Source organism: Methylobacterium sp. NFXW15 (genome assembly GCF_049887755.1).
Lineage (GTDB): Bacteria > Pseudomonadota > Alphaproteobacteria > Rhizobiales > Beijerinckiaceae > Methylobacterium.
In genome coordinates, this window is record NZ_JAGEKG010000007.1 from 109784 (window position 1) to 131533 (window position 21750).

The 21750-nt window shown below is 67.1% G+C and carries 23 protein-coding genes and 1 tRNA gene; 16 read left to right on the forward strand and 8 right to left on the reverse strand.

Annotation, left to right across the window (positions count from 1 at the left end; genetic code table 11):
- Positions 1-12: 12 nt before the first annotated feature.
- On the forward strand, positions 13-807 hold the full coding sequence (locus tag J4O73_RS16860) for a creatininase family protein (RefSeq protein WP_426219149.1): 795 nt from the start codon (positions 13-15) through the stop codon (positions 805-807).
- Here J4O73_RS16860 and J4O73_RS16865 read toward each other — a convergent pair.
- Positions 791-1600, reverse strand: a complete 810-nt coding sequence (locus J4O73_RS16865; RefSeq protein WP_426219150.1) for a glycosyltransferase family 2 protein — start codon at positions 1598-1600, stop codon at positions 791-793. The genes J4O73_RS16860 and J4O73_RS16865 overlap by 17 nt on opposite strands.
- Before the next feature lie 477 nt (positions 1601-2077).
- Between J4O73_RS16865 and J4O73_RS16870 the strand changes: the two genes are divergently transcribed.
- Positions 2078-2638: a sigma-70 family RNA polymerase sigma factor gene (locus J4O73_RS16870; protein ID WP_426219151.1), complete on the forward strand. Its 561-nt coding sequence runs from the start codon at positions 2078-2080 to the stop codon at positions 2636-2638.
- Complete coding sequence (locus J4O73_RS16875; protein WP_426219153.1) at positions 2635-3285, forward strand: NrsF family protein; 651 nt, start codon at positions 2635-2637, stop codon at positions 3283-3285. The genes J4O73_RS16870 and J4O73_RS16875 overlap by 4 nt, the downstream gene beginning before the upstream one ends.
- Before the next feature lie 214 nt (positions 3286-3499).
- On the opposite strand, the gene J4O73_RS16880 is transcribed toward J4O73_RS16875, so the two are convergent.
- Positions 3500-4015, reverse strand: coding sequence for a YcgN family cysteine cluster protein (locus J4O73_RS16880; protein ID WP_426219402.1), 516 nt, complete (start codon positions 4013-4015; stop codon positions 3500-3502).
- A gap of 229 nt (positions 4016-4244) precedes the next feature.
- Here J4O73_RS16880 and J4O73_RS16885 point away from each other — a divergent pair, with 229 nt between their 5' ends.
- Genes J4O73_RS16885 through J4O73_RS16895 form a run of 3 tightly spaced genes read left to right on the forward strand, consistent with a single transcriptional unit; the run spans position 4245 to position 7760 of the window.
- Positions 4245-6491 (forward strand): transglycosylase domain-containing protein, encoded by a 2247-nt coding sequence (locus J4O73_RS16885; protein ID WP_426219155.1) that lies wholly within the window; start codon positions 4245-4247, stop codon positions 6489-6491.
- Between the two features lie 10 nt (positions 6492-6501).
- Positions 6502-7173, forward strand: coding sequence for a DUF1214 domain-containing protein (locus tag J4O73_RS16890; protein ID WP_426219156.1), 672 nt, complete (start codon positions 6502-6504; stop codon positions 7171-7173).
- Positions 7161-7760 carry a DUF1254 domain-containing protein gene (locus tag J4O73_RS16895; RefSeq protein ID WP_426219403.1) on the forward strand — a complete coding sequence of 200 codons (600 nt, stop codon included), beginning with the start codon at positions 7161-7163 and terminating at the stop codon, positions 7758-7760. The genes J4O73_RS16890 and J4O73_RS16895 overlap by 13 nt, the downstream gene beginning before the upstream one ends.
- Before the next feature lie 10 nt (positions 7761-7770).
- On the opposite strand, the gene J4O73_RS16900 is transcribed toward J4O73_RS16895, so the two are convergent.
- Both J4O73_RS16900 and J4O73_RS16905 read right to left on the reverse strand, forming a co-directional pair.
- On the reverse strand, positions 7771-8553 hold the full coding sequence (locus tag J4O73_RS16900; RefSeq protein ID WP_426219405.1) for a hypothetical protein: 783 nt from the start codon (positions 8551-8553) through the stop codon (positions 7771-7773).
- 105 nt (positions 8554-8658) lie between these two features.
- Positions 8659-8844, reverse strand: a complete 186-nt coding sequence (locus J4O73_RS16905) for a hypothetical protein (protein WP_426219158.1) — start codon at positions 8842-8844, stop codon at positions 8659-8661.
- Positions 8845-9245: 401 nt separating this feature from the next.
- On the opposite strand from J4O73_RS16905, the gene J4O73_RS16910 reads away from it, so the two are divergent.
- Complete coding sequence (locus tag J4O73_RS16910) at positions 9246-9533, forward strand: hypothetical protein (RefSeq protein WP_426219159.1); 288 nt, start codon at positions 9246-9248, stop codon at positions 9531-9533.
- A gap of 31 nt (positions 9534-9564) precedes the next feature.
- The gene (gene gshB, locus J4O73_RS16915) at positions 9565-10521 is read left to right on the forward strand and encodes a glutathione synthase (protein WP_426219160.1); all 957 of its coding nucleotides are present in this window, start codon (positions 9565-9567) and stop codon (positions 10519-10521) included.
- Here the strand turns inward: gshB and J4O73_RS16920 are convergent.
- A complete protein-coding gene (locus J4O73_RS16920) occupies positions 10518-12053 on the reverse strand; it encodes a cation:proton antiporter (protein WP_426219162.1) in 1536 nt (511 codons plus the stop codon). The genes gshB and J4O73_RS16920 overlap by 4 nt on opposite strands.
- A gap of 100 nt (positions 12054-12153) precedes the next feature.
- On the opposite strand from J4O73_RS16920, the gene J4O73_RS16925 reads away from it, so the two are divergent.
- From J4O73_RS16925 to J4O73_RS16950, 6 genes are all read left to right on the forward strand, one after another.
- Positions 12154-13749, forward strand: coding sequence for a gamma-glutamyltransferase family protein (locus tag J4O73_RS16925; RefSeq protein ID WP_426219164.1), 1596 nt, complete (start codon positions 12154-12156; stop codon positions 13747-13749).
- Positions 13750-13806: 57 nt separating this feature from the next.
- Positions 13807-14535, forward strand: coding sequence for a YoaK family protein (locus J4O73_RS16930; protein ID WP_426219166.1), 729 nt, complete (start codon positions 13807-13809; stop codon positions 14533-14535).
- Positions 14536-14631: 96 nt separating this feature from the next.
- Complete coding sequence (locus J4O73_RS16935; protein WP_426219168.1) at positions 14632-15027, forward strand: hypothetical protein; 396 nt, start codon at positions 14632-14634, stop codon at positions 15025-15027.
- 152 nt (positions 15028-15179) lie between these two features.
- Entirely contained in the window at positions 15180-16865 is a 1686-nt protein-coding gene (locus tag J4O73_RS16940; protein ID WP_426219170.1) for a methyl-accepting chemotaxis protein, read from the forward strand.
- A gap of 76 nt (positions 16866-16941) precedes the next feature.
- Positions 16942-17208, forward strand: a complete 267-nt coding sequence (locus J4O73_RS16945; protein ID WP_378974543.1) for a DUF6894 family protein — start codon at positions 16942-16944, stop codon at positions 17206-17208.
- A gap of 549 nt (positions 17209-17757) precedes the next feature.
- Positions 17758-18342, forward strand: a complete 585-nt coding sequence (locus J4O73_RS16950; protein ID WP_426219172.1) for a PAS domain-containing protein — start codon at positions 17758-17760, stop codon at positions 18340-18342.
- 7 nt (positions 18343-18349) lie between these two features.
- Here the strand turns inward: J4O73_RS16950 and J4O73_RS16955 are convergent.
- From J4O73_RS16955 to J4O73_RS16965, 3 genes are all read right to left on the reverse strand, one after another.
- Positions 18350-18436, reverse strand: a tRNA-Leu gene (locus J4O73_RS16955).
- Positions 18437-18470: 34 nt separating this feature from the next.
- A complete protein-coding gene (locus tag J4O73_RS16960) occupies positions 18471-19676 on the reverse strand; it encodes an FAD-dependent monooxygenase (protein ID WP_426219174.1) in 1206 nt (401 codons plus the stop codon).
- A gap of 16 nt (positions 19677-19692) precedes the next feature.
- Positions 19693-19947 carry a zinc-finger domain-containing protein gene (locus J4O73_RS16965; RefSeq protein WP_378974552.1) on the reverse strand — a complete coding sequence of 85 codons (255 nt, stop codon included), beginning with the start codon at positions 19945-19947 and terminating at the stop codon, positions 19693-19695.
- A gap of 210 nt (positions 19948-20157) precedes the next feature.
- Between J4O73_RS16965 and map the strand changes: the two genes are divergently transcribed.
- Together map and radC are read left to right on the forward strand one after the other, a co-directional pair.
- A complete protein-coding gene (gene map / locus J4O73_RS16970; RefSeq protein WP_426219176.1) occupies positions 20158-20982 on the forward strand; it encodes a type I methionyl aminopeptidase in 825 nt (274 codons plus the stop codon).
- A gap of 7 nt (positions 20983-20989) precedes the next feature.
- A complete protein-coding gene (gene radC / locus J4O73_RS16975; RefSeq protein WP_426219178.1) occupies positions 20990-21739 on the forward strand; it encodes a RadC family protein in 750 nt (249 codons plus the stop codon).
- Positions 21740-21750: the final 11 nt, after the last annotated feature.

Here is a 21750-nt window from a genome sequence, read left to right on the forward strand (position 1 = left end):
AATTGAAGAGGCATGGCGGCGCGGCTCTGGTCCGACCTCACAACCGTCGAGATCGCTGCCCGCGACATGGCGCGGACGGTGGCGGTTCTGCCCGTCGCCGCCACGGAGCAGCACGGGCCGCACCTGCCGCTCTCGACCGACATCGACATCGCGCTCGGCTATCTCGACCGGGTGAAAGCGCTGACGCCCGCCGACCTCGACGTGCTGATTTTGCCCGTGCAGACGATCGGCAAGTCGGACGAGCACGACGCTTTCCCCGGCACGCTCAGCCTTACCACCGCCACTGCCCTCGCAGCTTGGACGGAGATCGGCACGGGCGTCGCGCGGGCGGGGTGCCGCCGCCTCGTCATCGTCACGAGTCACGGTGGCAATTCGGCCCTGATCGACATCCTGGCGGGCGACTTGCGCGCCAAGCTCGGCCTCGTCGCGGTGACGACTTCGTGGAGCCGCCTAGGCTACCCCGATGGGTTGTTCCCACGGAACGAGATCACCCATGGCATCCATGCGGGCGGGATCGAAACCGCTCTGATGCTGGCCCTGCGCCCCGACCTCGTGCGTCGGGACGCCATCGGTGACTTTCCCTCCCGCGGTGCCGAGCTGGCGCGGGAGTACACAGTCCTCCGAACCGGCCGTCCGGCGGCGTTGGCCTGGAAGGCCGGGGATCTCAATCCCTCGGGTGCGATCGGCGATGCCCGGCTCGGTACGGCGGAGGCGGGCCACGCCTTGCTCGACCATGGCGCGGCGGTCTTCGTCGAGCTTCTGCGAGACGTGAGCCGGTTCGGAGAGGGCGTCAGGACGCCCAGGTAAGCAGCACCTCGACCACGCTGGGGTCCGGGCGGGCGAACGAACTCGTACGCGTCAGCCGGTCCATGATCTTTTGGGTCACGGCGTCCGCTTCTGCCAAGTCGGCCTCGATCCCCGGCGGTAGCTCACCGAAAAAGGCGCTGCGCAGGAGCTTGAGGGCACCGCAGCCCGGCCTGATCCGATAGAACACGCCGGGTTCCGTGAAGAGCGTTCCGATGCGGCAGGTCCGCGTGATGGCCTGCATCAGCGCAACGTCCTCCCCGCCACGCCGCCGGAAAAGCTCGTCCTCCGGAAAGCCGCCCGCATCGATCAGCACCTGACGGCGCATGACGACATTGCTCTGCACCGTGAAGGTCACCAGCGTCCACGCGGCTTCGAAGTCCGGGCGAGCCAGGTACGCGCGATCGAGTCCGATCGGCTTGAGCGCCATGCGGACCACCGCGAGATCGGGCATCCCGTCGAGGGCGCCGACAGCCGCGGTCAACGCCTCGTGTTCGTAGAGATCGTCGGCATCGAGGAACGCGACCAGATCGGCCTCGACGTAGGAAAGACCGATATTCCTGGCGCGCGCCGGGCCGCTATTGGCCGGCAACCTGATCAGTTCGATTCGGCCATCGGCTCTGGCGGCCAAGGATTCTACGAGCGCGGCCGTTTGATCGCTCGACGCATCATCGACCACCAGCACGCGCCGACATCTTGGAGATGCAAGTGCGCTTCTGATGCTCGCCTCGATTGTTATCGCGGCATTATGCGCAGGCATGATGACATCGACGAGGCTTGGCCCGCTCTTTGGCATTCAAAAGACTCCTGAAACGCCGCCTATGTCTCACTGGTATTTATATTTTGAAAGCGATCTCCCACGAAAATCTCGGATTTGGGCATTATTCAACTATAGATCGGCAAATATAATTATTGACTACTTGTGATGTGCGCTTGCGTATTCGGGCCGACGGGCGAGGTAACTTTCGCCTGCGCCGACCGAAAGGGTCTGCGAGGGCGCGGGTCTGCGTCCCGCCGGAACGTGCCGATCATGAGTCCCGTCTCGCCTTCGCCAGACTTCCACACCGCCATCCGGGATCGGCCGGCTCACCATCGAGCGTCGTCCTCACGCGGCGGCGTCGGGCTGCGAAAGGCATGTGCCGCAGCGGCAGGGAAAGGCTGAGCCATGGCTAGCTCATTCGCGCTTGCGCCGGGGAGCTTCGTGCCCGTTGGTCGCCCTGCCCGTCCGTCTGCGCTAGAAGGCGCACGGGGGGAGAGGCGGACCGGCACCGGAATGGCGCTCGACGGCGACTTGGCGAGCCTGATGATCGCAGCGCAGGCGGGCGATGCCGCCGCGTATCGCGCGCTGCTTAAGGCGTGCCTGCCGGTCGTCGCGGGGTTCGCCCGCTCGCAGGGTGTGCGCGGCGATGCGGTGGACGACGTAGTCCAAGACACATTGATGACCCTCCACGCCGCGCGGGCGAGCTACGACCCCGCACGGCCCTTCCTGCCGTGGCTGCGCGCCATCACGCAGCGCCGGGCCATAGACCGGATGCGCCGGATCGCGCGGCGTCCGCAGGAAGTGTTCGATCCCCTCGCCTACGAAGCCGAGGTCGACCCCCTCCCCGCTCCGGGCGCCGGTCTGGAACTGCGCGAGCGCGGTGCCGCTCTCGCACGGGCGGTGGCGGCCCTGCCGGATGGGCAGCGGCAGGCGGTAGAGCATCTGGGCCTGCGCGAATTGAGCCTCGACGAGACGGCCGCGCTGACCGGACGGACCAAGGGAGCCCTGAAGGTGAACCTGCATCGCGCGCTCAAGGCGCTGCGCGCCAGCCTGACGCCGGGAGGAGAGCGATGAGCGCCCGCCATGAGCGGCTGGTCGAGGAACTGGCCGGGCGCCTGGAACCGGTACGGCCGCTGCCGCGTCCGTCCCTACGGGCTGGCCTCTGGCTCGGGGCCGCGCTCCTGATCGGTTTACTGCTGGCCTCGCGCCTCGCGATGGTCGGACTCGACACCCATGCCGGCCGTGCGGACTTGTGGCTGCCCTCCATCGGTGCGGCCTTCACCGCCATCGCCGCTGCCTATGCCGCCTTCGCCACCTCGGTGCCGGGCCGCTCGGCGGCCTGGGCGCTGCTGCCCCTGCCCTCCGCGATCCTGTGGGTCGGCGCCGGGGGGATCGGGTGCCTGAGGGCGTGGTTCTCACCGGGCATCGATCCGGTCGAGACGCACGAAGCGGTTCATTGCTTCGGCTTCCTCGTCTGCGTCTCGATTCCGCTCTCGCTGCTGATCGTCATGATGCTGCGGCGGGCCTGCCCATTGCGGCCGAACCTGACGGCGGCCCTGGCCGGTCTCGCCGTGGCCGGTGCTGCGGCCACGCTGATCGTGCCCTTCCATCCGCAGGAAGCCACGCTCTCGGACCTGCTGATCCATGGCGGTGTCGTTCTGGGTGTAATCGGCCTCAACACCCTGGCGGGTGGACGGCTTCTTTCGACGGCGCGAGTCTAGAGCCGTCTTCGACCAAGCCGGATCACGTGCCTCCGTCTTTGCGAGCGTTGGCGAAGCAATCCAGGGAGGCGCACCGTTCTGAAGCGTCCCGCTGCCCTGGATGGCTTCGCTACGCTCGCAAAGACGGGTGGGAATCCATCGACGGGGGCGGCTCTCGCTTTGGTTTTACGCGCATTCTTGCGACGAACCGGTATCCACCTCGCCGGAATGCGCTTCAGCCCTCGTCCCCTGGACGGAGCGCGGGCCATTCCACGATCCGATCGGGATACTCGTCCTCGCCGAATTCCTCTTCCGTGCCCGCGATGCGCCCACGCACGGACATTCCGGCCTCGTGGACGCTCGATCGGCTACCCGAAAGCAGGTGATGCCAGGGATAAAGCGGCTGACCGTCGCGGACGAGGCGATAGGCGCAGGTCGGCGGGAGCCATGGGATCGTGCGCACCGCCTCCGGCGTCAGGCGCACGCAATCGGGCACCTTCTTCTGGCGGCGGGGGTAATCCCGGCAGCGGCAGGCGTAGCCGTCGAGGAGCGTGCAACCGATATCGGTGTGCAGCACCTCGCCGGTATCCTCGTCCTCAAGCTTGATGAGGCAGCACCGGCCGCAGCCGTCGCAGAGGCTCTCCCACTCGGCAGGAGACATCTCCTCGAGGGACTTGGTCTGCCAGAATGGCTCGTCGGCGGTGGGAGAATCCGCCGCAGGCTCGGAACGGGCAGGCTTGAAGGGAGGCATGGTCACGCGCCCGTCTGCCCGAGCCGCCGTCCTGTGGCAAGCGAAACGCGCCCAGCGTCTCGGCACCGCCGCATTCCGCGCATTAACCTCGTTTCGGGTCCTGCGCCTAGGGAATGGGCCCGCAACGGGGCGCTCGCGTTAACCTGTGCATCGCTTCGCCTCGCCGTGATCGCGCAAGCCTGCTAAGACGGGACAGCCGAAAGGGCGCCCGAACTCCGGATCCGACACCGTGCGCCTGCCCAACCTGAACGCGATCAAGACCCGCATCGAGCGCGCGGCTTTAGCCTTCGACGCTTGGGTCAACGCGTCTCTGTATGACAGCGGTCAATCGACCGGCGCCGCCTACGAGCGGTACCAGCGGTTCATGAGCCGCTTCGCCGTGCGCGGCTGGAAGCGGATCGGCCTCGATCTCACCAGCGAGGTGATGACCCTGGGCACGGGCGGCATCCTGCTCATGCTCGCCATGGCGCAGCCCGCCTTCCGGCTGACCAGCGACAATTGGCTGAAGCAGCAGGATCTCGCCGTCACGTTCCTCGATCGTTACGGCACCGAGGTCGGGCGTCGCGGCATCAAGCACGACGATTCCCTGTCGCTGGACCAGTTCCCCGACATCATGATCAAGGCGTTGCTCTCCACGGAGGACCGGCGCTTCTACGACCATTACGGCATCGACCCGATCGGCACCGCCCGCGCCCTGGTCAACAATTCGCGCGGCAGCGGCAATACGCAGGGTGGTTCGTCCATCACCCAGCAGCTTGCCAAGAACCTGTTCCTGACGAACGAGCGTTCCTTGGAGCGCAAGGTCAACGAGGCGTTCCTGGCCTTCTGGCTGGAAAGCCACCTCACCAAGAACGAGATCCTGAAGCTCTACCTCGACCGTGCCTATATGGGCGGCGGCACCTTCGGCGCCGTGGCGGCGGCGGATTACTATTTCGGGAAGCCGCTCAAGGACATCAGCCTCGCTGAAGCCGCGATGCTCGCGGGCCTGTTCAAGGCGCCGACGAAGTACGCGCCGCACGTGAACCTACCCGCCGCCCGTGCCCGCGCGGCCGATGTGCTTCACAACATGGTCGAAGCGGGCTTCGTCACCGAGGGGCAGATCCAGACGGCGCTCCGCAACCCCGCGACGCCGGTGACCCGCACACGCGATATCACCGCCGACTATTATCTCGATTGGGCCTTCGGTCAGGTGAAGGCTATGGCCGACAGCGGAAAGATCCGCGACCGGGTGCTGACGGTGAAGACGCCTCTCGATCTCGCCGTGCAGAAGCGTGCCGACGAGGTCGTGGCCGACATCCTGCGCAAGTCCGGCGACGCCTACGACGTGGACGAGGCCGCGATGGTCATCCTCGATCCCGATGGCGCCCTGCGCGCCATGGTCGGCGGCGCAGATTACGGCGAGAGTCAGTTCAACCGTGCGACGGATGCCCTGCGTCAGCCGGGCTCGTCGTTCAAACCCTATGTCTACGCCGCCGCCCTCGCCTCGGGGCAGTTCAAACCCGACACGACGGTGGTCGATTCCCCAGTCTGCATCGGCAATTGGTGTCCGCAGAATTACGGCCGCTCCTATTCCGGCCGTCAGCCCATGTGGCTCGCCGTCGCGAAATCCGTGAACACGATCCCGATCAAAGTCTCGATCCAGCTGGGCAAGGCGATGGGGATCAGCCACGAGGCCAAGGCGGCCAAGGCGGGCCGGGCGAAGATCATCGCGATGGCGCACAGCATGGGCATCACCACGCCGCTCATCGATACCGTTTCTCTTCCCATCGGTTCGGACGAGGTGACGGTACTCGATCAGGCGGCGGGCTATGCCGTGTTTGCCAATGGCGGCTTCAAGGCAAAGCCCTACGCGGCGACCGAGATCCGCAACTCGCAGGGCGAGGTTGTGTATCGCCATTCGGACGAGGCTCCCGAGCGGGTGCTTTCGCCCCAGGTCGTGGCTGATATGAACTTCATGCTGAACAAAGTGGTGGAAGAGGGAACAGGCCGCCGGGCGCAGCTTGAGGGGATCAAGGTCGCGGGCAAGTCGGGCACCACGAATGCGTATCGGGATGCCTGGTTCGTGGGCTACACCGGCAATTACGTTGCCGCCGTCTGGTACGGGAACGACGACCATACCTCGACCAACAAGATGACCGGCGGCTCCCTCCCCGCGCAGACCTTCCACGACGTGTTGGAGCCCGCGCACAAGGGCATCGAGATCAAGGGCCTGCCCGGATTGAAGGAGAGCCCGAAGGCCGCTGCGCAGCAGGCATCCGGCGGCGCCACCGCTCCGATCGATCCCAATGCCAGTGCCTTCGGCAAGCTGTCGCGCCGGTCCTTCGAGGTGATCGGCGGACTGAACGGGCTGTTCAAGGGCGCCGAGCGGCCTCGCGCGGGCGCCAAGCCGACCTCCGACGATCGCGCCTCCGTCTCGCCTGCCCGCGAGGTCGCTGAAGGCGTCCGCGCGGTGGGCGGTCGCATCGCCGTGCCGTAAGGCGGAGCGGATGAAGCTCGCATTGCCCGAGCAGGCCGCGCGCCTGCCCGCTTCCGCCGGAGTCGCGGGAAAAGTCCTCGCCCGCATCGTTCGCAAGAGCGGCACGCCGCTCCTGATCCTATACGCCTTGGCACTCGGGGCGGCGATCGGACTCGCCAGCGCGGATTGGGCCACGCGTGGTGGCTACCGCTTCGGTGGGGTGCGCATCGGGGCCTGGGTCGCGTGGCCTCGCGCCGGGGCGCTCAATGCCGACCCCTATACCCGTGCCGTGAATGCACGGCGGGGTGAGGTCCCCCTCGCTATCGGCGAAGGGTTGCTCATGACCGCCGCGGAGGACGACGACGGCCGTGCCCTCGATGCGAACTGCGCCTACGAGATCGGCGGCGCCGTTCCCCCCGCGCGCGCCTGGACGATCACCGTCGCTGGGCGCGGAAAGCGGGATCCCGCGCGTCCGCATATCCGCGATGGCTTCACCTCAACCGAGGTCTTGCGACAGCAGGATGGGCGCTTCGTGATCACGTTGGCCCCGGAGGTCGAGCCCGGCAACTGGCTTCCGAGCCCGCGTGCGAACGGCCCGATGCGTCTCGCCCTGCGCCTCTACGACACCCCGGCCGCGGCAAGCGTCAACTCGCTCGATCGGAGCGTCGTGCCCTCCATCGTCCGGAAGGGCTGCGCCTCGTGAAGCTGCGTCTTGCTTACGCGACCTTGGCAGGCCTCGTGCTCGCCGGAATCGTCCACATCGCGGCGGTGCTTGCCATTCCCCGGCTCGCGGAGACCGACGCTGTCTCCCGCGCCCGAACCAGCGAAAACCTCGACCATCCGCAGGTGATCTATGCCCCGGCCACCGGGGACGCTCCCGCGCCACAGGAGGCGTGGTTGCCCATCCCTGATCCGGCGGTGGCGGTCGGGGTCTGTGCGTACGATCTCACGGATGGGCCGATGCGTATCTCTGCGCGCACGGGTGCCCTTGCCCTGTCGCTGGCTGCCCACGGCCGACAGGGTGCCTTCTATGCGGTGACGGATCAGGCAGCCGTGCGCGGCGCCCTCGACCTCGTGATCCTCACCCGCGCCCAATACGATCAGGCGCTGGCCGACGACGATGAGAGCGAGCCGAGTCGCGACGTGCGCATCGTCGCGCCGGCGATGCGCGGCTTCGTGGTGATCCGCGTGATCGCCGGCCTGCCGAGCCAGCGCGAGGGAGCGAACGCAGCCGTACGGGCCGTGTCCTGCACGACGGATACCGCGGGTGACGACGCGACCCGGCGCTGAAGGGGCTTGGTCAGTATTTGACAACGAGCGGCGGTTGGGCGGCGACGGCGGGAGCCGGGACGAGTCCGCAGCGGATTGCCGCATCCGCGGGAACGACCGGGTCGAGGAGTGGACGCCGGGCTGTCAGCATCGCCAGAGCACGCTCGGCCTCGACGGCGGCGGGGTCCGGCGTTTCGGCATAGAGATGCTCGAGGGCGTAACGGTATCCCTCGATCCGAACGCCCGTCTCCAGGCGGACCCAGGCAATGAGGCAGCGGTTCTCGGCGACCCGCATCGCGGCCTGCCGCACGTCCCAATCATCCAGAGTCCGCGCGAAGGGCAGGCTCTTCAGCCGTCGCGCGTCGGCATCGACCACCCGAACCGCGAGCGCGACAAAGGCCGGTATCCAGCGGGCATCCGCCACCGCGTCGTCCGCAAGGCGGCGATAGCGCGAGACCGGAGAGAGGGCATCCCCCGTGCGCAGGGAGGCGTGGTAGCTCCCCGGATCGTCCAGGCGCCACGAGGGCGGCAGCACGCGGGCGCGGGTCAGGTTCGCGAGGATGTCGAGGAAGGCGTCCCGCGTCATGGCGGGCATCAGGAAGCGCCAGGACCGGTTGCGCAGGTCCTGCTCGTCGTCGGTGAGCGGCGAGGCCGAGGACGGAGCGTGGCGCTCGCCTGCCGCGAGGGTGCCGGTCGCATCGATCAGGCTGTTCCAGGCGCCCGCCTTGGGCCGCCCGAAATCGCCCTGCTGCGCGCAGGATGCGAGAACGCCGATGGCGAGGCCGATCGGCAGAAGGCGAGACGGAAATGTCATGGCGCTGAACGGGGCTGCGGGCATGCGGTCGCATCCGCCGGCCGCGCCGGACGCGTCATTCGGTCTGGATGTTCGCGCGGGCGAAGGGAGGTCGGCTCGTCGCGCTCAGGAAGCGCGGCGCTCGTACCGGACGCCGAGGAACAGCAGAATCTGACCGCGCGCTTCGCCGGAATCGGGGGCGGGGCGGGCTGGACGCTGCGTCAGGGCGGGGAATGGGATCACCACGCCTTCGGATGGCGTCTGAACGGTCTCCGGGACGTTGGGTCGCTCGATTTTTCGGTGGCGGTTCATGGTTGGGCTCCTGTCGGCGATCCGGGCGGGTTGCCCAGGCCCGGCAAAGGGCGTCGGCAAGGGCGTCGTCTGAGAGTGGGTCCGAATTCTGATCTCGTGCTTCGCTGGAAGATCATCACGGGATGGTTAACAGAAGCTTGAGAGACCCATCGTGCGGTGCATCTCATGTGGCGCAGGGTTTGCTTGATGAGGTGGCCCATGGCGGGCGTTTCCTCCCTGTGACTGGCCCTGCCCGAATGCGGGTGGGGCCTTTTTCGTGCTGGCTCCCAGCCGCCGCATTTCTGCAACGCGCGACACAAGTGGCCTCGGGGGGTGCTTGCCTACCGCCCTGCTGGCCCGATATGCCGACGCAACGAGGGCGGTCTTCCGCCCCTCAAACCGGTGTTTAAGGACAAGGCTGGATGCGACTGGTTCCGGACCATTCCCCTCGTTTGCCGCGTGCCGCTGCGCTCGCCGCGCTGACGTTCCTGACGCTGACGGCAGGTCCCGCCTACGCGCAGAGAGAGGACCAGGGTCTTCAGCTCGGCTGCGCGGACGACTATTTCCGCCTCTGCATCGGTGTCGATCCGAACAGCCCCGAGGCCGACCGCTGCATGACCCGCAACCGCGCTCGCCTCTCGGCCAAGTGCCGCGCGGCCATCGGTGACTACGACCGGCGGACGGGCAGCAAGTCGATGCCGAACAACTGATACGCGCGTAACGAGCGCCGGAAGAGCCGCCATGAGCCTGACCGTCGCGGTCCAGATGGATCCGATCCAGAACATCCGGATCGCGGGTGACACGACCTTCGCGCTGCTGCTTGAAGCGCAGCGCCGGGGGCACCGGCTCGTCCACTACACACCCGACCGGCTCTCGATGCAGGGTCGGCGGGTGACGGCGCGGGTCGAGGCCCTGACCGTTCAGGATGTGCAGGGCGATCACTTCACCCTGGCCCCCCCGGAGCGGATCGACCTTTCCGAGTGCGACGTGGTGCTGATGCGCCAGGATCCGCCGTTCGACATGGCCTATGTCACGGCGACGCACATGCTGGAGCGGATCCACCCGAAAACGCTGGTCGTGAACGACCCATTCGAGGTTCGCAACGCTCCCGAGAAGCTGTTCGTCCTCGACTTTCCCGAACTGATGCCGCCGACCCTGATCAGCCGCGACCGCGCGGAGATCGAGGCGTTCCGCCTGGAACACGGCACGGTGGCGATGAAGCCCCTGCACGGCCATGGCGGCGCGGCGGTGTTCAAGGTCACCGAGAAGGACCCGAATTTCGGTTCGATGTTCGACCTGTTCGCCACGACCTTCAAGGAAGCGTGGGTGACGCAGCGTTACCTCGATCGGGTCACCGAAGGCGACAAGCGCATCATCCTCGTCGATGGCGTTGCCATGGGTGCCGTAAATCGGGTGCCTGCGGCGAACGACATCCGCTCGAACATGGTGCGCGGCGGCGCCGCCTCGGCCTCCGAACTCACCGAGCGTGAGCGCGAGATTTGTGCGACCATCGGACCGGAACTGGCTCGACGGGGTCTGATCCTCGTGGGCATCGACGTGATCGACGGGCACCTCACCGAGATCAATGTCACCTCCCCCACCGGTATCCGCGCCATCGAGCGCCTCGGCGGTCCCAACCTCGCCGTGAGCGTATGGGATGCCATCGAGACGCGCATCGCCGCGCAGAAGGCCCGCTAGAGCTTCGTCCTCGGCGTTGCGCTGAGTTCGGCCCAGTCGAACTCTTCCTCCAGCAGGAAATAGGCGTCATCGCCGATTTGACCCTTACGGCGCATGTCCAACACCTTGTCGCGGGCGGCGAGCACTGCGTTAAGCCGCGCCGCATCGGTGGGGAGGCTTTCCGGGGCGAGGCCTTCCTCATGCGCTTCGGCTTCGGCGAGGGCCGCGCGGAATTCGGCCCGAAGCGCGTCGGTGGCCGCGCAATCCTCGGAGGATTCGAGGATCTCCAGCGCTGCGCTGTATGCAGCCGCCCGCGCACGGCCGACTTCGCGCCCGACGGGGTCGTCGTCGGGCAGCCGCAGGATCTTGAGCAGTGGGCTAAGCGTCAGCCCCTGCAGGACGAGCGTCCCAAGCACTGTGGCGAAGGCCGTGAACACCACGAGGTCGCGGTGCGGGAAGTTTCCCGGCAGAGCGAGGGCCGTCGCGACCGTCACGATGCCGCGCATGCCTGCCCAGGCGACCGCCATGCCCGCCCCGAGCCGCGCCCGGTCGCCATCCGGTCCTAATCCGAAGCCGCGAAGGCCGCTCGTCGGCAGCACCCAGGCGATGCGGACCACAGTGACGGTGAGAAAAACACCGATCGCGAGCAGGATCGCCTGCCATTGGTCGGCACCATTCAGCCGTTCCAGGATCGGGTCGATCTGGATGCCGATCAGCACGAAGGCGAGCACGTTGAGCACGAAGACCGCCGTGTCCCACACGGCGTAGGAAATGATCCGCGCCTTCGGAGCGGTGACACCCGGCGCTCGCCGCGCCACCATCATCGCGAAGGTGACGACGACGAGAACGGCCGACAGTTCGATCTTCTCCGCCGCGAGCCAAAGCCCGAAGGCGGCGACGAATTGCAGGACGATGGCAGTGGGCGGGTCATCGATGCGTTTGCGCAGCGCCACGAAGGCGAGGCCGAGCAGCGGACCCACGATGACGCTCGCCACCACGCCGAGCAGGAAGCCGGGGGCGACATCGGAGACGGTCATGGAGCCTGTCATCGCGGCGCTGACCGCGAGACGGTAGAGTAGCAGGGAGGCCGCGTCGTTGAGGAGGCTTTCGCCGCGCAGGATGGTCGCGAGCCGGTGAGGCATCGGTGCGTGCCGCAACACGGCCAGCGCCGCCACGGCATCGGGCGGTGCGACGATGGCACCGAGTGCGATGCAGGCCGCGAGCGGCATATCCGGCACCACGACCTTCGCGACCACCGCCACGGCGAGGCTCGTCACCACCACGGCGCCGACCGCGAGCCCGAGCACCGGCTGCCAACTCGCGCGCAGATCGCGCAATGATGCACCGAAGCCCGCATCAAGCAGGACCGGTGCTAGGAACAGGGCCAAGGCGAGTTCGGGATCCAGCCGCAGGTTCGGCACGCCGGGAACGAAGGCGAGGCAGATGCCGCCGATGGCCAGGAATGCCGGGTAAGGAGCACCGAGACGCCGCGCGAGCCCGGTCAGGATGACCGCGCCGAGCAGCACCGCCACGGTCCATTCGAAGATGAGCATATCCCCGACATAGGGCGGAAAGCGTCGTGTGACGGCGGGTATGGGCTTTGCTTTGGCCGGGTCGCTCGCCTATTCGGCATCAGAGCCAGCCGGACACGCCATGCCCGAGACACCGATCTTCTCGTCAGCCGCCGTCGCCGCCCCGCACCGCCTCGCGGCACAGGCGGGACAGACCGTCCTCGCTCAAGGCGGCAACGCCATCGAGGCGATGGTCGCCATGGCGGCCTCCATTGCCGTGGTCTACCCACACATGAACGGCCTCGGAGGCGATGGCTTCTGGCTGGTGCGCGAGCGCGGCGGCCGGGTGCGCGGCATCGAGGCCTGCGGCCCGGCGGGCCGGGGTACGACGATCGCCCGCTACCGGGAAAAGGGCTACGACGCCATTCCGCCCCGTGGCCCGGAGGCGATGGTCACGGTCGCGGGTGCGGTGGGCGGCTGGGATCTGGCGTTGCAATTGTCGAAGGCGCTGGGCGGGCGTCTGCCGCTGGAGACACTGCTCGCCGACGCCATCACTCAGGCCCGCAACGGCGTGCCGGTTTCCGCGAGCGAGGCCCGCTACAAGCCTCAGGCGGACGACACGCTTCACGACGCCCCGAACTTCGCCGCGACCTTCCTGAAGGACGGGAGACCGTTTCCGGCCGGTGAAATCCGCCGCCTTCCGGCTCTGGCCGCGACGCTCGAGCAACTGGCCCACGCCGGACTCGACGATTTCTACCGTGGCGACATAGGCCGCGAGATCGGCGTCGACCTCGAACGACTCGGTGCGCCCGTGACCCGGGCCGACCTTGAGGATTACCGCGCCGCCGAGCGGGCGCCGCTCACCCTGCGCCGCCGGGACGCGACGCTCTACAACTTCCCGCCGCCGACCCAGGGGCTGGCGGCGCTGATCATCCTCGGCCTGTTCGACCGTCTGGGGATCAAGGAAGGTGAGACGGCCGCCCACTACCACGGGCTGATCGAGTCGACGAAGCGCGCCTTTGCCATCCGCGACCGGGTGGTGACGGATTTCTCGCGCCTGCGTCACGATCCGGCAACCTTCCTCGATGCCGCCCGGCTCGCCGCCGAGGCGGCGCGGATCGAGAGCGGCCGCGCGGCCTCGATCCCGGTCGTCTCCCATACCGGCGACACGGTGTGGATGGGCGCCATCGACAAGGACGGCCTCGCGGTCTCCTACATCCAGTCGGTCTATTGGGAGTACGGCTCGGGCACGGTGCTGCCGAAAACCGGCTTGGCGTGGCTGAACCGCGGCGTGTCCTTCTCCCTCGATCCGGCCTCGGTGAATCCGCTGGAGCCGGGGCGGCGCCCATTCCATACGCTGATCCCCGCCCTGGCCCATTTCGACGATGGCCGCGTGATGGCCTACGGTTCGATGGGGGGCGATGGTCAGCCTCAATTCCAGGCGCAGATCTTCGCGCGCTACGCCGATTACGGAATGTCCGTGGCAGACGCGATCGACGCGCCGCGTCTGCTCTACGGCCGGACCTGGGGTGCGCCATCACTCAGCGTGAAGGTGGAGGACCGGTTCGATCCGGCCTGCATCGCCGCCTTGGAGCGGATGGGCCACGAGATCGAATCCGTGGGCATGCCCTACAGCGACACGCTCGGCCATGCCGGCATGCTGGTGCGCCATCCGAGGGACGGCCGCATCGAGGCCACTCACGATCCGCGCTCCGATGGCGGCGCGGTCGGTTTGTAGCGGTTAAGGCTTCGGCGCCTATGATGGCCCCCCGTCTTTAATACGACTGCCGTTGCCATGCTTGTCCGTGAAGGCACCGAAAGGACGTATCGGGTCGATGAGCGTCTGGCGCGCGCGTTCGCCGCCATTGCGGGGGCGCTGAACGTCGCCGGGTTTTACGCGTTCGGCACCTTCTCCTCGAACATGACCGGCAACGTTTCGTCGCTGGCCGATCATCTCGGCCTCGGCGAGGTGCGGATGGCGCTGTTCGGATTGTTGATCGTCGTCGCCTTCGTCGCCGGGGCGATGGCTGCCACGCTGTTGATCGATGCCGGGCGGACGCGCCACCTGCCGGGGGTCTATGCCTATGGGGTGCTCACCGAGGCCCTGATGCTGACGCTGCTCGGCATCCTGGCGCCTTTCCTTCCGGACGAGGCGCGCGGCGCGGTGCTCGCCCTCGGCCTCAGCTTCCTTCTCGGCCTTCAGAACGCCACCGTCACGCAGATCACCAACGCGCGGGTGCGGACCACCCATGTCACCGGCACGGTCACGGATATCGGTATCGGCCTCGCCAACCTCATGGAGCGCAATCCCCACATCGACCGGGCGCGGCTGCGCCTGAATCTCGTGACCGTCGCGGCCTTCCTCGGTGGCGGCATCGTCGGTGTGGTCGTATTCCGGCTCATCGGCACCGGTCTGCTCGTCGCCGCCGCGGGGCTGCTGGCGGCCTTCGCCATCCCGACCATCGCAACGGCGCGGCGAAGCCGTAAGGCGGACACACTCGCGCTTTCTCAAGCTGAACAATAGCTGCCAATCGACTTCAGGGCCGGTGCAGGCGCCCTTCGTCATTCTCCTCTCCATGGCCGGAACAGCTCGGCCGACACGATGCGAGAGGGATGGGCCATGAAGACGATTGCTACCCTGGCCGCCGCCACCCTGGTCATGGTCGGGACCCTCGGTGCCCCGCAGGCGCAGGCCCGCGACGGCGGCGCCATCGCTGCCGGAGTGATCGGCGGCCTTGCGGCCGGTGCCCTCCTCGGCGCGGCCGTCTCCAACGCCCAGGCCGAGCCCGCCTATGGCTACGGTTACGGCTATCGCCAGCCCGCCTACGATTATGCGCCGCCGCGCCGCGTCCGGACCTATGAGGTCTATGACGGCCCGGTCTATCGCAGCGAGCGCGTCGTCCGCCGTTACGATGCCGGTCCGGATTACGGGTACCGTCCTGCCGGTTACGGCTACGGATATGGCCCCCACCGCGAGCGTCATTGCGATAGGCCCTACGGCTACGACGCCTGGTAACGTCCTGCCATCCCGCGACGGCGCGTGAGCCGTCGCGGGATTGGATACATAATTCATATCGACGGGCTTAGCCCAATTGAGCGCAATTTAGTCAAATTTCATTTTGTACTTTTATTCATGGTGCCAGCTTTTGACGTCTCGGCTGGGCCCTCATGAAAGTTTCCATCAAGTCCGCCCTCGCCGGCATGTTCGGCTTCGCGGCAATCGTCGCGGCCGGGCAGGGTGTCGTTGCGGTTCGTAATCTGGCCGAGCTCAAGCAGAGCGTCGCTGAGATTGGCAGGGTTCAGCTTCCGGCCGTCAACGTGGTCAACCAGATCAACACGGCGACGCGCGATCACCGGATCAAGCTTTACAGGCTGGCTCTCTCTTCCGACACGCCGCAGGCTCTCGCCGAGAACCGCACGACGCTCGATGGCGTGAGCAAAGCCATCGACAAGCTGCGCCAAGATTACGAGGCCTTGCCGAACTCGGACGCCGAGCGGGCGCTCTACGAGAAGTTCTCGACCCTTTGGAAGACCTACCTCACCAAGCAGCAGACGGTCATCGATCAAGTCGCTGCGGGCCAGAAGGATGAGGCGCTGGCGGCCCTCCTGGGTCCGGAGCTTCTCAAGCTCACAAGTGGGGCCTCCGAGGCGCTGAGATCGAATGTCCTGATGAACCAGAAGGAGGCGGAGGCCGCCGCTGCGGCCACGATCGCGGATGCGGATTCGGCGGTTCGCACCGTTACTATCGCCGCCGGCCTCGTCACGCTCTTCTCGATCCTTTCGGCCGTCTTCGGCTTCCTTTGGATCGCGCGGCCGATCCAGCGCATGACCGGTGCGATGGAGGGCCTCGCCGCCGGTGATACGACAGTGGCCATTCCCGGCGCGGGCCGGAAGGATGAGATCGGCGCCATGGCCGCCACCGTGCAGGTGTTCCGAGACAACCTCGTCCACGCTCTGCATCTCGAGGAGGAAACGCGCGTCGCCCGCCTCTCGGCGGAGGAGCAGCGTAAGGCGGGCATGCGCCAGATGGCGGATGGGTTCGAATCCGCGGTCGGCGGCATCGCGGCTTTGGTTTCATCCTCGGCCACCGAGTTGCAGGCTACCGCGCAGGCCATGTCGGGCACGGCCACTCGTACGGCGGAGCAATCGACCACCGTCGCCCTCGCGGCCGAGGAAGCGGCCGCCAACGTCACCACCGTCGCCGCCTCGGCGGAAGAGCTCGGATCCTCCGTGCAGGAGATCGGCCGACAGGTCTCGGGCTCGGCGGAATTGGCGCGGAAGGCAGTGCAGGAGGCGAGCGAGACCGCGGCCTCCGTGAAGGAGCTGAATGAGGCCGCTTCCCTCATCGGCGACGTTGCGACGATGATCGCCAACATCGCTGGACAGACGAATCTCCTTGCCCTGAATGCGACCATCGAGGCCGCCCGCGCCGGAGAGGCGGGACGAGGCTTCGCGGTCGTCGCCACCGAGGTCAAGGAGCTCGCCGGCCAGACTGCGCGGGCGACGCAGGACATCACCGCCCAGATCGCACGCATCCAGTCCTCGACCGCCAACGCCGTGCGCGCCATCGACACGATCGGCGGGCGCATTCGCGAGATCAGCGGTGTGGCGACCGCCATCGCGGCAGCGGTCGAGCAGCAGGGTGCGGCGACGCAGGAGATCGTGCGCAACGTAACCCAGGCGGCGTCCGGCACGGACGAAGTGACGGCGACCATCACCCATGTCGCGGGAGCGGCCGAGGAGACGGGCCTGTCGGCATCTCATGTGCTCGATGCCGCCTCCGAACTGTCGCGTCACGCCGAGCGGCTCCAGGCCGAGATGACCCGCTTTGTGGCGACGGTGCGCGCTGCGTGAGGATGCCCACCGAAGCCGGATGAGACGAACCGGGCCCGCCGCGTTATGCTTGTGTGAGGCATGACGCGGAGGGCCGATGCCACGCTACTTCTTCCACACGCATATCGGCGACGACGTCGTGGTCGATCCCGAAGGTCGCGAACTGGACGATGCGGATGCGGCCTATGAAGCCGCCAAGGTGCTCGCGTTGCAACTACTCCAGGGCGCGGATGCCGACCCCGATCTTCTCAAGGCCGTTCTCTTCGTTTCGGACGATTCACAGGATCTCGTGCTGGAGTTTCCGCTGACGGAGGCACTGGTGGCCGAGCCCCTGCCGAATTCCGGCGGCGGGACGATCCACTGACCTCTCTGACGGACGGGCGTTCGGCGATGAGGTTGAGACGAGCCTCGAAAAGGCTTCCCATGAACGGCGCCAGCGCCTGTCCCTGCGGCTCGTTCCTGTCCCTCGCGAAGAATTCATCGATTATCGTGTCGTTTCCGAGCCGCTCCCTCGCGTCTTGCCCGATAGAGCGAACGCGCACTGAGCGGACCCGGCAAGCCGACATCGGCTCTTCATACAATGACTATCCAGAGCCGCTCGGACCTGTAAAGAAGTGATAAAATCTTAAACATGTGTTAAATGCATCAGTTAAAACACCGGCCGCGGCTGCAACCTGCTGAAACGTCGTCATGTCGGCGTAATATATTCGACATTAACCGCCAGTCGGCGATCGAGTGAGGATTTCTCCTTGTTTCGGCGATCTGTAGTAAACGGGATCGACATGCCTCCATTATTTGAGTGAGGTCGTTTTTGAATCTGGAACCATTCGGCCTGTGCGTGTTTATCATTGTAGCCCGACCGTGCTGACTTCAATCCATGCCGCGACCAAGATCCCAGCTGGTTCCCGCATTCGTGCCCGATGCCCTGAGCGCATCGCAAGTCGGTGTATGGGAAACGGACTTCCAGAATGACCTTACCTTTGGTGATGCGACCTTAGCAGCCTTGTTCGGGGTCGATCCTTTGGGTGCGGCAAACGGATTGCCCTTGGCGGACTACATCCGGAATGTATCACTTGAAGACCGGGAAATGTTGTTCGACCGGCTCAATCAGGTGCGATTGGCCGGTGGGATGTTCGTGGTCGAGTACCGCACCCATCCCACACCCGATGATGTCCGGTGGGTCCTCGCGCGGGGGCGCTACGAGCGCGACCCGCGCACCGGCGAGATGATGGGGCGAGGCATTGTCATCGACATCACCGACAGCAAGCTCGACGGGCAGATGTCGGACCGCGCCATTTTCGTGATGCCCGACCGTGATGAGGGCGCCCTGGATCGGATCGCCAGTCTCGCGATCATGGCGCGGCGGGAGATCGACGAGCTCGGCGAACGTGAGAGCTCGCCCCTCCGCAAGGCGATCGACACCTTGCTGTGGGCTGTCGGCCGCGCCCTGGCAGCGGCGCAAACCGCACAGAGTGATCGGAAGTCCCGGTTCAACTGATCGAGGGTGGTGCGGACGGCGGGACTCGAACCCGCACGGCCTTGCGGCCGCAAGATTTTAAGTCTCGTGCGTCTACCGGTTCCGCCACGTCCGCATAGGCGCACCGGTAGCCGCCGCGCTCGCCGGGATCAAGCGGGTGGCGTCCATCCGTAGACCCAGGCGTAACGTTCCCGCATTCCTGTTGGGCCGAGGCGCCGCATCACCGCATCGCGCACGAGGCCGACGACTCCGCCCGCGTGATAGGTGCGTCCGTTGCTCCGCGCTGCCTTCTGCACCTGCCTGACGCGGGTTTCACGCGCCGATGAGTAGGCGTCCAGGGCCTGCGGCACACTGGGCGCCTGCGCGAGGCAGCTTGTCAGAACCGCTGCGTCCTCAATGGCCAGCGCGGCACCCTGCGCGAGGTAGGGCAGAACCGGATGACCCGCATCGCCCAGCAGCGCGATCCGCCCTCGCGCCATCGGATGCGGTGCGGGCCTGTCGGCCAGTGACCAGACCAGCCAGGAATCCGGCAAGCTGAGCAGATCCCGTAAGGGTTCGGCGCAGCGGCGGAAATGCGCGCGCAGCACGGCAGGTTCGCCGAGACGCCCCCAGCCTTTCTCGCCCACCGCCTCGGGGACGACGGCCACGACGTTGAGAAGAGTTCCACCCCGCACCGGATAATGCACCACGTGCCGGCCGCGCCCGAGCCACAGCCCGGTGGCCTCGCCCTGCAAGGTCTCCGGCACGGCTTCACGCGGAACGAGTGCCCGCCATGCCGCCGCCCGGCCGGGCCGGAGCGGTGCGTCGTCAAAGCGGCGGCGCAAGACCGAGCGCAGCCCGTCCGCCGCGACCAGCAAATCGAAGTCGAGGGTCTGCAGGCCGGTGCCGGTCTCCGCCGTCAGGCTCACCCGCTCCGAGCCCTCATGCGCTTCATCGACGGATCGTCCCATCAGCAACCGGATTCCGGGCCTTGCCCGCACCGCGTCGAGCAGCAGGGTCTGAAGATCGGCCCGGTGAATGACGTAGTAGGGCGCGCCGAATTGCTCTCGCGCCTCCGCGCCCAGCGTAACGCCGCCGACCCGGCGACCGCTCTCCAGCGAGCGGACCTCGACACCCGGCGGCTCGCTCGCCGCACGCCGCATCGCGGGGGCCAAGCCGAGGCCCGCCAGCACCCGGCTGGCGTTGGGCGAGATCTGGATGCCCGCGCCGACTTCGCTGAACCCGGTGCGACGCTCGATCAGCGTGACGGCATGACCCGCATCCGAGAGCGCGAGCGCAGCCGTCAGGCCGCCGATACCGGCGCCGGCAATCCCGATCTCGAGGGGCGTGGAGTGTGGTTGCGGCCCTGAGGACACCGCGAGCGAGCGCCGCCTAAGCCGCTTTCGCCGAATCGTCGTGCCAGACGCACTCCGCCGGATCGGCCGCCCCAGCCCCCAGCGACGGCTGGTACCGGTAGAGGGTCGAGCAGTACTGGCAGATGATCTCGTTGTCCGCGCCCATGTCCAGGAACACGTGCGGGTGGTCGAACGGCGGCAGAGCGCCGATGCACATGAACTCCTTTGCGCCGACCGAGATGGCCGGGACGCCGGGTTCGTTGTGGAAATGCGGTACCGACTTGCCTGCCATCCGGCCCTCACCTGCCCCGCCAACGGGGCCTGTCCGCCTGCGCTTATGCCGCCCCGCCCCCCAGCCGCGCAAGGGAGGCCGTGCGCGAGCCTCGCGGACAGGACATGCCGCTTGCGCAATGCCCGACGGCCACGGCGCTTGGCCTCCCGCCTGCCGCACCGTACATAGAGACCACCGCCAGTACGACGATCCTACCAGAAACCTCTGATCATGATGCAGGAACAGGCGAGCGCCCAGGCGCGCCGGGCGCCGGAGCCGCCGATCCACGGCCCGGAGGATTTCGCGGGGATGCGCCGCGCAGGACACCTGACGGCACAGGCCCTCGACCTCCTGATGGAGGCGACGCAGCCGGGCGTGACCACGGACGCCCTGGACAAGCTGGCTTTCGAATTCGCCATGGATAACGGGGCCTATCCGGCGTCCCTATTCTACCGGGGCTATCCGAAGTCGATCTGCACCTCGATCAACCACGTCGTGTGCCACGGCATCCCCAATGACAAGCCGCTGCGGGAAGGCGATATCGTCAATCTCGATATCTGCCTGATCCTCGATGGATGGCACGGTGATTCGAGCCGCATGGCCTATGTCGGCGAGGTGCCGCGCAAGGCGCAGCGCCTGTGCGAGATCACGTACGAGGCGCTGATGCGCGGCATCGCGGCCGTGAAGCCCGGCGGATCTACCAACGATATCGGGCGTGCGATCCAATCCTTTGCGGAGTCGGAGCGCTGCTCGGTCGTACGCGATTTCTGCGGCCATGGCCTCGGGCGCATCTACCACGATGCGCCGACGATCCTGCACTACGTGGAAGCGAGCTACGACGTGCCGCTCAAGCCCGGCCAATTCTTCACCATCGAGCCGATGATCAATCTTGGCCGCCCGGCGGTGAAGGTGCTGGGCGATGGTTGGACCGCCGTCACCCGCGACCGCTCGTTGTCTGCCCAGTTCGAGCACACGGTCGCCGTCACCGAGACGGGGGTCGAGATCTTTACGACCTCACCCAAGGGCCTGCACCAGCCGGTCAACCCGGCGGCCTGAGGCGGGCGTGGCACGCTCGCCGTCGCGGCGCGGCCCCGGTTTCAGCGAGGGCGCGGCCACACCCGCGCTCTCCGTCCCCGTGGAGGAGCCGCATTACCTCGGCCACCGGGACCGCCTTCGAGACAAGTTCACCGAGGCGGGGGGCGATGCCCTGCCCGATTACGAACTGCTCGAACTGCTCCTCTTCCGGGCGATCCCGCGGCGGGACGTCAAGCCACTGGCCAAGGCGCTGATTCGCCGTTTCGGCAGCCTCGCGGAGGTGCTGGGCGCCGAGCGGGCGCGGCTATTGGAGATCGACGGTATCGGGCCGAGCGTCGTCACCGATCTCAAGCTTGTCGAAGCTGCTGGGCGGCGGCTGGCCCGGGGCGAGATCCGCGACCGCGACGTGCTCGCCACATGGACCGCCCTCACCGATTACCTGCGCGCGACCATGGCGTTCGCCCCGCGCGAGGAATTCCGCATCCTCTTCCTCGATAAGCGCAACCATCTGATCGCCGACGAGGTGCAGGGGCGTGGCACCGTCGATCACACGCCCGCCTACCCCCGCGAGGTGGCGCGCCGGGCGCTCGAACTCTCCGCGACGGCGATCATCCTCGCCCACAACCACCCCTCGGGCGATCCAAAGCCCTCGGCGGCGGACGTCTCGATGACCCGGGAGATCGTGTCCGTCCTGGCGCCCTTGAATATCGTGGTGCACGATCACGTCATCATGGCTCGTAACGGTCACGCGAGCCTGAAAGGCCTAAAGCTCTTCTAAAAGCCTTGGCC